Annotated in this window: 12 protein-coding genes and 1 pseudogene; 7 read left to right on the forward strand and 6 right to left on the reverse strand. The window is 72.3% G+C overall.

From position 1 onward, the window contains the following. Positions 1-199: pseudogene (locus tag RBH18_RS15450) on the reverse strand (hypothetical protein); the annotation flags it as partial. A 254-nt stretch (positions 200-453) separates the two neighbouring features. On the opposite strand from RBH18_RS15450, the gene RBH18_RS15455 reads away from it, so the two are divergent. Next, positions 454-2,055, forward strand: a complete 1,602-nt coding sequence (locus RBH18_RS15455) for a DEAD/DEAH box helicase (protein WP_306208221.1) — start codon at positions 454-456, stop codon at positions 2,053-2,055. 102 nt (positions 2,056-2,157) lie between these two features. Here RBH18_RS15455 and RBH18_RS15460 read toward each other — a convergent pair whose 3' ends face one another. Further along, positions 2,158-2,529: a VOC family protein gene (locus RBH18_RS15460; RefSeq protein WP_306208223.1), complete on the reverse strand. Its 372-nt coding sequence runs from the start codon at positions 2,527-2,529 to the stop codon at positions 2,158-2,160. Beyond that, a complete protein-coding gene (locus RBH18_RS15465) occupies positions 2,526-3,170 on the reverse strand; it encodes a hypothetical protein (RefSeq protein WP_306208225.1) in 645 nt (214 codons plus the stop codon). Before RBH18_RS15465 ends, RBH18_RS15460 begins: the two co-directional genes overlap by 4 nt. 17 nt (positions 3,171-3,187) lie before the next feature. Between RBH18_RS15465 and RBH18_RS15470 the strand changes: the two genes are divergently transcribed. Further along, positions 3,188-3,364, forward strand: a complete 177-nt coding sequence (locus tag RBH18_RS15470; RefSeq protein WP_306208227.1) for a hypothetical protein — start codon at positions 3,188-3,190, stop codon at positions 3,362-3,364. A 3-nt stretch (positions 3,365-3,367) separates the two neighbouring features. Here RBH18_RS15470 and RBH18_RS15475 read toward each other — a convergent pair whose 3' ends face one another. From RBH18_RS15475 to RBH18_RS15485, 3 genes are all read right to left on the reverse strand, one after another. Further along, positions 3,368-4,369, reverse strand: coding sequence for an App1 family protein (locus RBH18_RS15475; RefSeq protein WP_306208319.1), 1,002 nt, complete (start codon positions 4,367-4,369; stop codon positions 3,368-3,370). 136 nt (positions 4,370-4,505) lie between these two features. Continuing rightward, positions 4,506-5,192: a hypothetical protein gene (locus RBH18_RS15480; protein WP_306208228.1), complete on the reverse strand. Its 687-nt coding sequence runs from the start codon at positions 5,190-5,192 to the stop codon at positions 4,506-4,508. Between the two features lie 148 nt (positions 5,193-5,340). Next, on the reverse strand, positions 5,341-5,712 hold the full coding sequence (locus tag RBH18_RS15485) for a hypothetical protein (protein WP_306208230.1): 372 nt from the start codon (positions 5,710-5,712) through the stop codon (positions 5,341-5,343). A 162-nt stretch (positions 5,713-5,874) separates the two neighbouring features. On the opposite strand from RBH18_RS15485, the gene RBH18_RS15490 reads away from it, so the two are divergent. The 5 genes from RBH18_RS15490 to RBH18_RS15510 all read left to right on the forward strand — a co-directional run bounded on the left by RBH18_RS15490 (position 5,875) and on the right by RBH18_RS15510 (position 11,984). Beyond that, a complete protein-coding gene (locus RBH18_RS15490) occupies positions 5,875-6,720 on the forward strand; it encodes an NAD-dependent protein deacetylase (protein ID WP_306208232.1) in 846 nt (281 codons plus the stop codon). A gap of 320 nt (positions 6,721-7,040) precedes the next feature. Next, entirely contained in the window at positions 7,041-8,048 is a 1,008-nt protein-coding gene (locus tag RBH18_RS15495; protein ID WP_306208234.1) for a LacI family DNA-binding transcriptional regulator, read from the forward strand. 112 nt (positions 8,049-8,160) lie between these two features. Next, entirely contained in the window at positions 8,161-9,843 is a 1,683-nt protein-coding gene (locus RBH18_RS15500; protein WP_306208236.1) for an ABC transporter substrate-binding protein, read from the forward strand. Positions 9,844-9,918: 75 nt separating this feature from the next. Continuing rightward, positions 9,919-11,007, forward strand: coding sequence for an ABC transporter ATP-binding protein (locus tag RBH18_RS15505; RefSeq protein WP_306208238.1), 1,089 nt, complete (start codon positions 9,919-9,921; stop codon positions 11,005-11,007). After that, a complete protein-coding gene (locus RBH18_RS15510) occupies positions 11,004-11,984 on the forward strand; it encodes an ABC transporter permease (RefSeq protein ID WP_306208240.1) in 981 nt (326 codons plus the stop codon). The genes RBH18_RS15505 and RBH18_RS15510 overlap by 4 nt, the downstream gene beginning before the upstream one ends. Positions 11,985-11,987: the final 3 nt, after the last annotated feature.

The following is an 11,987-nucleotide window of genomic DNA, read 5'->3' on the forward strand; positions in this document are numbered from 1 at the left end:
CGGCGTACCCCGCGGACAGCAGGTCGTCGCGGTTCACGTGGGCCGGCACCCGGGCCAGCATCTCGCGGACCAGGTGACCGACCAGCGGCATGTGCGCCCGGACGACGTCCTCGCGCCGGCGATCGACCGGGAAGCCGTCGGCTCCGACACCGTTCTCGCGGTTGTCACGGCGGCGGTCGACCTGGACGACATCGCTCATGGGGGCTCTCCTCGAAGTCCCGCCGGATGGGGGGCAAGATCCCGGCGCTGAGGAGATACGGTCCGGCTCGCTGAGTGCAGTACGGGTCACTCTCGGGTGCAGCCGGGTTGCGGTGGGTGGGCGCGTACACTTGATCTCGCCCTTCGGGTCGGCCACCGCGAGCAGCGACTTAGGGACGCGTCGGAAACAGCGACATCGTCGAAGGACGCGCCGGGCGGGCCACGACCCCACTGACTTATGGAGTTCTCCACCTGATGACCTCGTTCACCGACCTCGGCGTGCCCGCCGAGCTCGTCTCGGTCCTGACCGCGTCCGGCATCACCGCGCCGTTCCCGATCCAGGCCGCCACCCTTCCCGACTCCCTGGCCGGCCGCGACGTGCTGGGCCGCGGCCGCACCGGCTCCGGCAAGACGTACGCGTTCGCCATCCCGGTCGTCGCGCGCCTCGCCGCCTCGGCCACCCCGCGCCGCCCCGGCCGCCCGCGGGCGCTGATCCTGGCGCCGACCCGCGAGCTGGCCACCCAGATCGACGCCACGCTGGCCCCGCTCGCCGAGGCGATGGGGCTGCGCACGCTGACGATCTTCGGCGGGGTGGGCGCCAACCCGCAGATCCGCGGCCTGCACAACGGCGTCGACATCGTGGTGGCCTGCCCGGGCCGCCTCGACGATCACATCCGCAACGGCCACGCCTCGCTGGACGCGGTCGAGATCACCGTGCTCGACGAGGCCGACCACATGGCCGACCTGGGCTTCCTGCCCGTCGTCCGGCGGCTGATGGACGCCACCCCGCGCGGCGGCCAGCGGATGCTCTTCTCCGCGACCCTCGACAACGGCATCGACGTGCTGGTCAAGCGCTTCCTGCCGAAGCCGGTCACGCACCACGTCGACGCCGCCGCCGAGGCCCCGGTGCAGATGAGCCACCACGTGCTGCACGTGCGCGCCGACGACCGCTTCCCGGTGCTGGTCGACCTGGTCGCGGCCCCCGGCCGTACCGTCGTCTTCACCCGCACCAAGCGGCGGGCCAAGACCCTCACCCGCCAGCTCATCCAGGCCGGCGTGCCCGCGGTCGAGCTGCACGGCAACCTCGCGCAGAACGCCCGCAACCGCAACCTGTCGGCCTTCTCGGACGGCAGCGCCGCGACGCTGGTGGCGACCGACATCGCCGCCCGGGGCATCCACGTCGACGACGTCGCGCTGGTCATCCACGCCGACCCGCCGGTCGAGCACAAGGCCTACCTGCACCGCTCCGGCCGCACGGCCCGCGCGGGCGCCGAGGGCACGGTCATCACGCTGATGACCGACGACCAGCAGGGCGACGTGCGCGACCTCACCCGCAAGGCGGGCATCAAGCCGACCACCACGCGCACCCGGCCCGGCGACGCGCTGCTGTCCCGCCTCGCGCCCGGCGAGCGGACGTTCGTGGCCCCGGCCGAGGCGGCGGCCGCGGTCGCGGGTCCGGCGCCGGCCCCGGCGGGCCGCCAGGCCCGATCCACGGGTACGTCCACCGCTGACGGCTCCGCCCCGTCGACCGGCCGTCCCCGCCGCCGTCGCGGTGGCGCGGGCCGCTCGACCGGCGCCGCCCACGAGACGGGCACGCCGCGCACCCAGGAGACCCGCGCCACCCGCGCGGCCGCGACCACCGGCGGCGCACGTTCCCAGGGCGCCGGGGGCGGACGCTCGCAGGGCGCCGGCGGTGCACGCTCGCAGAGCGGCGGCGCGCGCAGCCAGGGCGCCGGCCGGGGTCAGGGCACGCGCACGGCGGCGCCCGCTCCCCGCAACGACGGCGGGCAGGCCAAGCAGGGCGGCGGCGCGGCCGCGTTCTCCGCGTCGAGCCGCGCGGGCCGCCGCGGGCGCTGACCCGCGCGGGCACTGACCCGCGGGCGCTGACCCGCAACGGCGCTGACCCGCAACGGCGCTGACCCGCAACGGCGCTGACCCGCAAGGGTCAGACCGCGAGGGTCAGATCGGCGAGCGCTCCAGCACGCAGAACTCGTTGCCTTCGGGATCGGCGAGGACGGTCAGGTCGTCCTCGCCGGTCTGGCCGATGTCCACCCGCCGGGCGCCGAGGGCGAGCAGCCGCGCCACCTCGGCGGCCCGGTCACCGTCCCATGCGACCAGGTCGGGGTGCGCCCGGATCTTGCCCGCCTTGGGACCGGCGCTCGGCTGCAACCACAGCGTGGGCGTGCCGGGCGGGGCATCGGCGGGCGGATACAGCTTGGCGGCGCCGTCGTCACCCTGCCCGATGCGATAACCGAGCGCCCCGGCCCAGAAGCGGGCCATCCGCCCGACGTCCTGGACGTCGAGGGTCCACTGGACGAAGCGGCTGGTCACGGGGTGCGCACGGCGATCTCGGCACCGAGGCGATACCCGTCGGCGAGCTCGAGGTCGTCGCCGCTCCAGAAGCGCCCCGGGTCGTACCAGCCATGGTTGCGGCCGCGGGGCAGCAGGCCCATGTCCTCGTACGTGATGGCGACCACCTCGGCGCAGTAGGCCGTCTCCAGGCCCGCCTCGGCCGGGACACTCTCCTGCCACGGCAGGCGCACCTGGGGCAGGCGGCCGCGGGCCCAGCGGAACGCCAGCTGCGCGCTGGACGGGAACGGCGTGCCGTCGAGCCGGGCCACCGTCTTCAGCGCGCGGTCCTCCATCTCCTTGGTGGCCGGCTGCTCCAGCTGACGCAGCCAGCCGCGCTGGCCGTACCGGTGGGCCCAGACGGTGACCGCGTCGCGCAGGTCGTGCAGCTGCACCCCGCGCTGGAAGGTGCCGGACCACATGTCGGGCAGCGACTTGCCCAGCTCCGCGTGCCACATCAGCGGCGGCATGTCCTCGATGACGATCGACATGCCGACGTGGTTGACTGGGCTGTTGGTGAGGGTCTGGATGGCACGGTCCGGTCCCGAGCGGCCCCGGAAGATCCAGATGTCGCCGGTCCGCGTGAGTTCGATCGCGTCTTCGAGACTGATGTCGGCAACCACGTGTCTATCCTCGGCTGATGCGTTGGTGGAAGATTGCGGGACTGGCCGGGCTGGCGGGCGTTGCCGCCACGGGAGCGGTGCTGGCACGACAGGAGCGGAAGCGGCGGGCGTACACGCCGGACGAGATCCGGGAGCGGTTGCACGCCCGGGTCGCCGAGGCCGACAGGGTGGTGCTGCCCATCGAGGAGAGCTGAGGCTCAGACAACGTCGGTGTCCCGGAGCAGGGACCACAGGCCGGCGCCGTCCGGTGCGCTGAACCACGTCTTGCCGCCCGAGCCGACCGCCTCCGGGGTGCCCGAGGGCCCCGGGACGGCGCCGGCGAGGACGGCCTGCGTGGGTGACAGGCGGCGGATGGCGACGGCCGCGACGTTGTCCGGGTGCGCGTGCGCGAACTCGGAGTAGATCTCCTGGTCGTGCTGGCCGTCGTCGCCGATGAGCAGCCACTTGATGTGCGGGAACTCGGCGGAGAGCCGGGCCAGCGTGTTGCGCTTGTGCTCTTGGCCGCTGCGGAACCACCGGTCCGGCGTCGGACCCCAGTCGGTGAGCAGCAGCGGGCCGGCCGGATAGAGGTGCCGGGACAGGAAGCGGCTCAGCGTGGGCGCGACGTTCCAGGCGCCGGTCGACAGGTAGAAGACGGGGGCGCCGGGGTTGGCCGTGACCAGCCGCTCGTAGAGAACGGCCATGCCGGGCACCGCGATGCGCGCGTGCTCGTCCAGCACGAAGGTGTTCCACGCGGCGAGCAGCGGGCGCGGCAGGGCGGTGACCATGACCGTGTCGTCGATGTCGCTGATGACGCCGAACTTCTGCGCCGGATCGACCACCCGGATCGGCGCCTCGACCGGCTGCGCGCCCTCGGTGGTCAGCCGGACCTTGCCCCAGCCGGGCTCGAGGTCGCCGCGGACCCGGGTGTCGACGTAGCCGCTACGGTCGGTGCGGGTCTCGTGGACCTGGTCGCCGATCTGGATGCGCACGGGCGCGTTGTGCACCGGGGACGAGGTGAAGCTGCGCCAGCCGCGCACCTTCTCCAGCCGCTTGGCCGCGTCCTGGCGGCGGGTGAGCACCACCCGGGCCATGACCCGCGCCCAGCCGGGGGCGCCGTAGCCGGTGTAGGCCGTGATCACGGGCTGCCAGCCGCGCTGCCGCAACCGCCGCTCGATCACCTCGTGCACGGCATCCTCGATCCGCGCGGCGCGGTGCATCCGCACGGCGGGGGGTCGACCCGCCGGGGTCAATGACACGTCGGCCTCCTGCCAGTGGTCTTCGGGCCCCTGTGACGGTACCTGCCCTGAATGTGCCCCGCGCCGCAAGCACCCAACCGTCGATGGACGGCCTTGCTCAGTGCACGGCCACGGGCGTACGCGCGGGGCGGCCGGCGGGCACCCCAGCCCGGCGGCGCCCGGCGGTGCTGATGTCGCGACCGGTGCTGAGGGCGGCGGCCATGGCCTCGGCGCGCAGGCTGCGCAGGACGGCCGCGGCCTGCTCGGACTCGTGCCAGGCGGCCCGCTCACGCTCGACGGCGGCGCGGTAACGGTCCTGGCGGTGGTCGCGCACGGCCCAGCGCAGGGCGGCCTCCTGGGCCACCGGGTGCTTGCGGGCGTTCCAGCCGCCGCGGTGCGCGAGGGCCTCGTTGAGCTGCGCGATCGACAGCTCCCGGCGGCGGCACGCGGCGAGGGCGTTGCGGTGCAGGAAGCGCTCACGGTCGGCGATCTCGGCCCGGGTGCGGCGCTGCTTGAGGACCGGGAAGGCGGCGGCCCGCAGGCACCGCCGCGCCTCACGCTCGGCGGCGTCGAAGGCGGCCCAGGTGGTGTCGACCTCGGCCTGCGCCAGCTCCCAGGTCTCCCGGCTCAGGCGCGCGGCCTCGGCGGCCTGCCGGGCGGCGCGGTCGAGCTCGCCAGCTCGGCCGACGGCCTCGGACGGGCCGGGCTGCCGGGCGGCCCGGGGCCGGCGCGGCAGGGCGAGAGCCGCGATCGTGGCGGCGAGGACGAGCAGCAGAATCATCCAGACGAAGACGACGGTGTCCATCTCGGCTTCTCTCGTGCGTCGGTCACTCTCGGTGGGGGGATTTTCGACCGGCCCGGGTACGCACACAGCGCGACGAGCCGCACCATCGCCGGCCCGCGGCACGGGGCTTCCCGGGGGCGGCGCAGCGACGGAACAGTGCGGAAGGGCGTCAGGCGGCCGGCGGCGCGCGCCCGGCAACAGTGCGCTGATCGGCGCCGGAGTGCGGCAGGGCCAACTCGCAAAGGGCGGCGGATGCCTCGTCGCCGTCCGGAACGGACCCGGCGGACGGCGGGGCGGCCGCCACGCCGTTGTCCGGAGCGGGCTCGACGGACGACGGGGAGACGGCGGCCGAGAGGTCGATCACGCCGTCGGTGACCGGCGCGTCGACCACGGTCACGATCGAGGCGGGGCCGGAGACCTCCGGGGCGGGGCTCAGCGAGGGCACCGCGAAGGCGAGCGCGATCAGCGCCAGGCCGGTCAGGAATTGCAGCAGTCGCCGCCCGTCCCAGAGACGGGGGTGCAGGCGCGCGACGGTGGCCACGGTGTCAACTTACCCGCAACCGCAGGTCCGTGCACAGAACGCATCGACTGAGTGCTTCGTCCCACTCCACCGGGTGACCATGGGCGCCTGACGGACCGTGACGGACGGGCCTCGGAGCGCGAGGAAGTGGGTGACCGGGCGGCCGTGAGGGACCATGGGGAGGTGGAGACTGTCGCGGGCGTCGGCGAACTGGCCGAGTGGATCACGGACGGCGGCGTGGTGGTGCTCAGCGGCGCCGGCCTGTCGACCGAGTCGGGCATCCCGGACTACCGGGGGCCGTCCGGGCTGGCGCGGCGGGCGACCCCGATGACCTACCAGGCCTTCACCCGTGATCCGGAGGCCCGGCAGCGCTACTGGGCGCGCAGTCACCTCGGGTGGCGCACGATCGGCGAGGCCCGGCCCAACGACGGGCACCGGGCCGTCGCCCGGCTGCAGGAGCTGGGCCGCCTCGACGGCGTCATCACCCAGAACGTGGACGGCCTGCACCAGGCCGCGGGCGCGCACGGCGTCGTCGAGCTGCACGGCAACCTGTCCTGGATCGTGTGCCTGGGCTGCGGCGACCGCACGCCGCGCGCCGAGCACTCCGCCCGGCTCGACGCCGCCAACCCCGGCTTCGGGGCGCGGATCTCGGCAATCAACCCCGACGGCGACGTGGAGATCGACGACGCGGAGCTGACCGGCTTCACGGTCGTGGACTGCACGGCGTGCGGCGGCATGCTGAAGCCGGACGTCGTCTACTTCGGCGAGACCGTGCCGGCGCCGCGGGTGAGCCGGAGCTTCGAGCTGGTCGCCGGGGCGCGCACGCTGCTGGTGCTGGGCTCGTCCCTCACGGTCATGTCGGGCCGCCGGTTCGTGCTGCGGGCCGCGAAGGACGGCACCCGCGTGGCGATCGTCAACCAGGGCGTGACCCGCGGCCACCCCTATGCGGGGCTGATCGTCGACGCGCCCCTCGGCCACGTGCTGCCGGAGCTGGTCCGGCACGTGGAAGGCGTCCCCCTGCGCGGCTGACCGCACGCCGCCCGACTCGGAGCCGGCGCGCGTCCCCGCTCCCCGTACGCATCGGGAGCCGCGCCGGGCGGCGGCTCGGCCCGGCTGGGTCACGAGATCGTCACGGAGTCCGGGAGCCCGGTTGCCCGCTTCTCGCACATTGACCAGGATTTGTGAAGTGTCTTAAACGATTCAGGCTGCCCGTGGTTACCCAGCCGAAACCTAAATAAAGACGTCGACGCGTTGACGTGACCCGGGTCACGGGAGTTAACTGCCGGAACCGCTCCCGAAACCGGTTCCGAAACTGCGGTGTTACCGCGTTGACACAAGTCGGAGGACCAGTGCCGATCACCATCGCCGATGTCGCGGCCCGGGCCAAGGTCAGCAAGACCACGGTCTCCCGGGTCCTGAACGGCAAGGGTGAGCTGGACGAGTCCACCGCCGCCCGGGTCCGCGCGGTCATCGAGGAGCTCGGCTACGTGCCCAGCTCGCGCGCGGTCGGGCTGGCCCGGGGCCGCACCCGCGTCGTCGGCATGCTGGTCCCCTCGCTCACCTGGCCGTGGATCGGCGAGGTGCTGCAGGGCGCGGTCGACGTGCTGGAGACCGAGCGCTACGGCCTGCTGCTGTTCACCTGCAACCGCGGCGAGGAGTCGATGCGCCAGTTCGGGGCGCAGGTCAACGCGAAGAGCTTCGACGGCCTGCTGGTCATCGAGCCCGAGGGCACGCTCGACTACATCGCGACCCTGCACGCCCGCGGGCTGCCGGTGGTGCTGATCGACGACCGCGACCACCAGCCCGGGCAGATCCCGAGCGTGGGCACGACCAACTACACCGGCGCCGGGTCGGCCGCGCGGCACCTGCTCGCCATCGGCCGGCACAAGCCGCTGGTGGTCGCCGGGCCGGACCGGTTCGGCTGCACGGTGCAGCGGCTGGAGGGCTTCGCCAAGGAGTTCGCCGAGGCGGGGCATCCGATCGCGCGCGAGCGCGTGCTGCCCGGCGACTTCACCATCGCGTGCGGCTTCGAGGGCGTGAACGCGGCCCTGGCGCAGGGGCTGGAGTTCGACTCGATCTTCGCCCACAACGATCTCTCGGCCGCCGGGGCCATGCAGGCCGTGCTCGACAGCGGCCGGCGCGTGCCCCAGGACGTCGCGGTGGTGGGCTTCGACGACATCCCGCTCGCGGCGCACACCACGCCGCCGCTGACCACCGTGCACCAGCCGCTCCGCGAGATGGGCGAGGCGGCGGCCCGGACGCTGCTCGCCCACTTCGAAGGCTCTCCCCTGCCCAACCGACCGACCGTCATCCCCGCCACGTTCACCGTCCGCGGCTCCTCGGCCGCGCCCTCCTAACCCTCGGGAAAAAAGCTGAGGCGGGTCGCGCGAGCGACCGGCCGTCCCGCCCTGCGCGCACAACCAGGGCACCCCTCTCACCCCTCACCACACCCCCTTCCAGGAGTCAGAGATGCAGAGAAGGAAACTGTTCGCGGTCGCCCTGGCGGGCGTGCTCGCCACGGGCGGGCTCGCCGCCTGCGGCGACTCGCCCAACGCGGGCAACAAGAACGCGGCCGGCGCCAAGAACTACCTCACCATCGGCATGCCGAACGGCCCGCAGACCGAGAACCACAACCCCTTCCTCACCACCTCGGCCGCCGCGTCGATCGGCTGGCGCTGGGCGCTCTACGAGCCGCTGATGATGTGGAACCCGGTCAAGCCGGCCGAGCCGTACAAGCCGTGGCTGGCCACCGGCGCGGAGTGGGCGCCGGACTTCAAGAAGGTCACCGTCACCCTGCGCGACAACGCGACCTGGTCCGACGGCAAGCCCGTCACCGGCGACGACGTGGCGTTCACCTGGAACCTGCTCAAGAAGTTCGAGGCGCTCAACCTCGCGGCCATCCCGTACGGCGACATCACCGCCAGCGGCAACACGATCACCGCGACGTTCACCCGGTCGATGTTCGTCTACAAGGACGCGTGGCTGGGTCAGACCCCGATCGTGCCGAAGCACCTGTGGGAGGGCATCAAGGACCCGACCACCGACACGGTGAAGAACCCGGTCGGCTCGGGCCCGTACACGCTGAAGTCCTTCACCCCGCAGACCACCACGCTGGTCGTGCGCGACAAGGGCTACTGGCAGGACCTGCCCCAGGTCAAGGAGCTGCGCTACACGTCGTACACCGACAACAACGCGCAGACCACGGCGCTGGCCGACGGCTCCAACGAGTGGAGCTTCGTCTTCATCCCGAACTACAAGCAGGTCTTCCTGGACAAGGACCCGGCGCACTACAAGGTGTGGGCGCCGCCGGTCCTCGGCATCCACGGCCTCTACATCAACACCACGAAGGCCCCCTTCAACGACCCGAAGCTGCGCCAGGCGATGAGCATGGTCGTCAACCGCGAGGACATCTTCAACCAGGCCGAGGCGGGCTACTTCCACCCAATCGTCAACAGCGTGACGGGCCTGCCGTCGCCGGCCGGTGACGCCTACGTCACCGAGGCGTACAAGGGCAAGAACCAGGCCGTCGACGTGGCCGGCGCCAAGGCGCTGCTGCAGAGCGCGGGCTACAAGCTCAACGGCACCACGCTGACCGACCCGAGCGGCAAGCCGGTCACGCTGACGCTGACCGACCCCAGCGGCTGGTCGGACTACCAGACCTCGCTCGAGATCGTGAAGAGCAACCTCGCCGAGATCGGCATCGAGGCCAAGGTCGACAAGGCCAACCAGGACGCGTGGTTCCGCAACGTGGAGGAGGGCAAGTTCGACGCCACCTTCCGCTGGACCAACGGCGGCTCGACGCCGTGGAACCTCTACCAGACGGTGATGGACGGCAAGCTGCTCAAGCCGATCGGCACCGCCTCCCCGGGCGGCAACTTCGGCCGCTTCGACAGCCCCGAGGCGACGCAGGCGCTCGAGGCCTACGCGAACGCCGCCGACGACGCCGCGCGGACCACGGCGCTGGCGACGATCCAGAAGATCTTCGTCGAGCAGGTCCCGATCATCCCGGTCGGCGCGGACAACGTCGGCATGGCCTACAGCACGAAGAACTGGGTCGGCTGGCCCGACGACACCAACCCCTACGGTGCCGGCCAGCCCACGCAGGCCAACGCGCTCGACGTGATCCTGCACCTCAAGCCCGCCAACTCCTGATGCGCTCCGCCGCCCCTCTCCCCCCGCGATCGGGAGAGGGGCGGCGGCCGGCATTCCCCCGAAGAAGGAACTGACATGACGTCGATTCCCGAGGCCCCGGCCGCGGCCGGCGAGGTGGTGCTCGAGGCGACCGGCCTGACCAAGCACTTCCCCGTCCGCCGCTCGCTGCGCGACCTCTTCAAGCGCACCAACGAGGCGGTGCACGCCGTCGACGACGTGCACCTGACCCTGCGGCGCGGGCAGGTCGTCGCCCTGGTCGGCGAGTCCGGCTCCGGCAAGTCCACGGTGGCCCGCCTGCTGGCGCAGCTCTATCCGCGGACCGACGGCGACATCGCCCTGCACGGCACAAGTACGCGGGTGAAGGGCGGCCGGGAGTTCCGGGCGTACGCCCGCAAGGTCCAGATGATCTTCCAGGACCCGTTCGCGTCGCTGAACCCCGTGCACACCATCCGCTACCACCTCACCCGGTCGCTGAAGATCCACGGCAACGCCGGGACCAGCGCCGAGGACCTCGAGAACGCGCTGACCGACCTGCTCACCCGGGTCAGCCTGACCCCGCCGGAGCGCTACCTCGACAAGTTCCCGCACGAGCTCTCCGGCGGCCAGCGGCAGCGCGTCGCGATCGCCCGGGCGCTCGGCGCGAACCCGGAGGCCCTGCTCGCCGACGAGCCGGTGTCCATGCTGGACGTGTCGATCCGGCTCGGCGTGCTGAACCTGCTGCGCGACCTCAAGGAACGGCTGAACCTCGCGATCCTCTACATCACCCACGACATCGCGTCGGCCCGCTACTTCGCCGACGAGACCCTGGTGATGTACGCCGGCCGGATGGTCGAGGGCGGCGACAGCGAGACGGTCACCCAGGCGCCCGCCCACCCGTACACCCGGCTGTTGATCGAATCCGCGCCGGACCCGGACCGGATCGCGAGCATGGCCGCCGACGAGGGTGACCGGGGCGACGGCGAGCCGCCGAGCCTGATCCGGCCGCCCGCGGGCTGCCGGTTCCACCCGCGCTGCCCGGCGGCGATGGAGCGCTGCACGACCGACCTGCCGGTGCGCATCGAGATCGGCGACAACCCGGGCCACTGGGCCGCCTGCTGGCTCTACGACGCGGAGACCGTGGCGTCCAGCCCGAAGCTGGCGCCGGGCACGGAGGTGGTCCGGTGAAATACCTGATCCAGCGGATCCTCTTCTACGTCTTCACGGCGTGGGCGGCGATCACGCTCAACTTCTTCATCCCCCGGATGATCCCGGGCGACCCGGTCAAGTCGCTGCTGTCGCGCTTCCAGGGCGAGATGAGCACCGAGGCGATCCACTCGCTCTACGTGCTCTTCGGCCTGGACAAGCAGGAGAGCCTCTGGCAGCAGTACCTGGACTACTGGGGGCAGCTGTTCCACGGCGACCTCGGGCTGTCCTTCACCGCCTTCCCGTCCCCGGTCTCCGAGGTCATCTCCGACGCGCTGCCGTGGACGCTGGGCCTGGTCGGCATCACGACGATCATCAGCTTCTTCCTGGGTACGGGTCTCGGCGTGCTCGCCGGCTGGCGGCGCGGCTCGTGGGTCGACGGCCTGCTGCCGGCCACCACGTTCCTGTCCTCCGTCCCGTACTTCTGGCTGGGCCTGCTCGCGATCTTCCTGCTCGCCGGGCCGGACAGCTTCTTCCCGTCCAGCGGCGGCTACGAGCCGGGGCTGGTCCCGGCGTGGGACCAGTACTTCATCCCGAGCGCCCTGCAGCACAGCCTCCTGCCCGCGCTGACGATCCTCGTCTCGTCGGTCAGCGGCTGGATTCTGAGCATGCGCAACATGATGGTGACGGTGTCGGCGGAGGACTACATCACCGTCGCGCACGCCAAGGGCCTGTCCGACCGGCGCGTGGCGCTCAGCTACGCGGCCCGCAACGCGTTGCTGCCCAACGTCTCCGGCTTCGCGCTGTCGCTGGGCTTCATCGTCGGCGGCACGCTGCTGGTGGAGATCGTGTTCTCGTACCCGGGACTGGGCTTCCTGCTCTTCCGGGCGGTCACCGCCAAGGACTATCCGCTGATGCAGGGCATCTTCCTCGTCATCACGATCTCGGTGCTGGTGGCGAACCTGATCGCGGACATCGCGTACCTGCTGCTCGACCCGCGCACCCGCAAGGAGGGCTGAGCG

It is taken from the genome of Actinoplanes oryzae (assembly GCF_030757795.1).
Taxonomy (GTDB): domain Bacteria; phylum Actinomycetota; class Actinomycetes; order Mycobacteriales; family Micromonosporaceae; genus Actinoplanes.

Excerpts from the sequence above, each read along its gene's own strand:
- RBH18_RS15455 (WP_306208221.1), top strand. The coding sequence starts at position 454 with ATGACCTCGTTCACCGACCTCGGCGTGCCCGCCGAGCTCGTCTCGGTC.
- RBH18_RS15475 (WP_306208319.1), bottom strand. The coding sequence starts at position 4,369 with ATGCACCGCGCCGCGCGGATCGAGGATGCCGTGCACGAGGTGATCGAG.
- RBH18_RS15480 (WP_306208228.1), bottom strand. The coding sequence starts at position 5,192 with ATGGACACCGTCGTCTTCGTCTGGATGATTCTGCTGCTCGTCCTCGCC.
- RBH18_RS15505 (WP_306208238.1), top strand. The coding sequence starts at position 9,919 with ATGACGTCGATTCCCGAGGCCCCGGCCGCGGCCGGCGAGGTGGTGCTC.
- RBH18_RS15470 (WP_306208227.1), top strand. The coding sequence starts at position 3,188 with ATGCGTTGGTGGAAGATTGCGGGACTGGCCGGGCTGGCGGGCGTTGCC.
- RBH18_RS15500 (WP_306208236.1), top strand. The coding sequence starts at position 8,161 with ATGCAGAGAAGGAAACTGTTCGCGGTCGCCCTGGCGGGCGTGCTCGCC.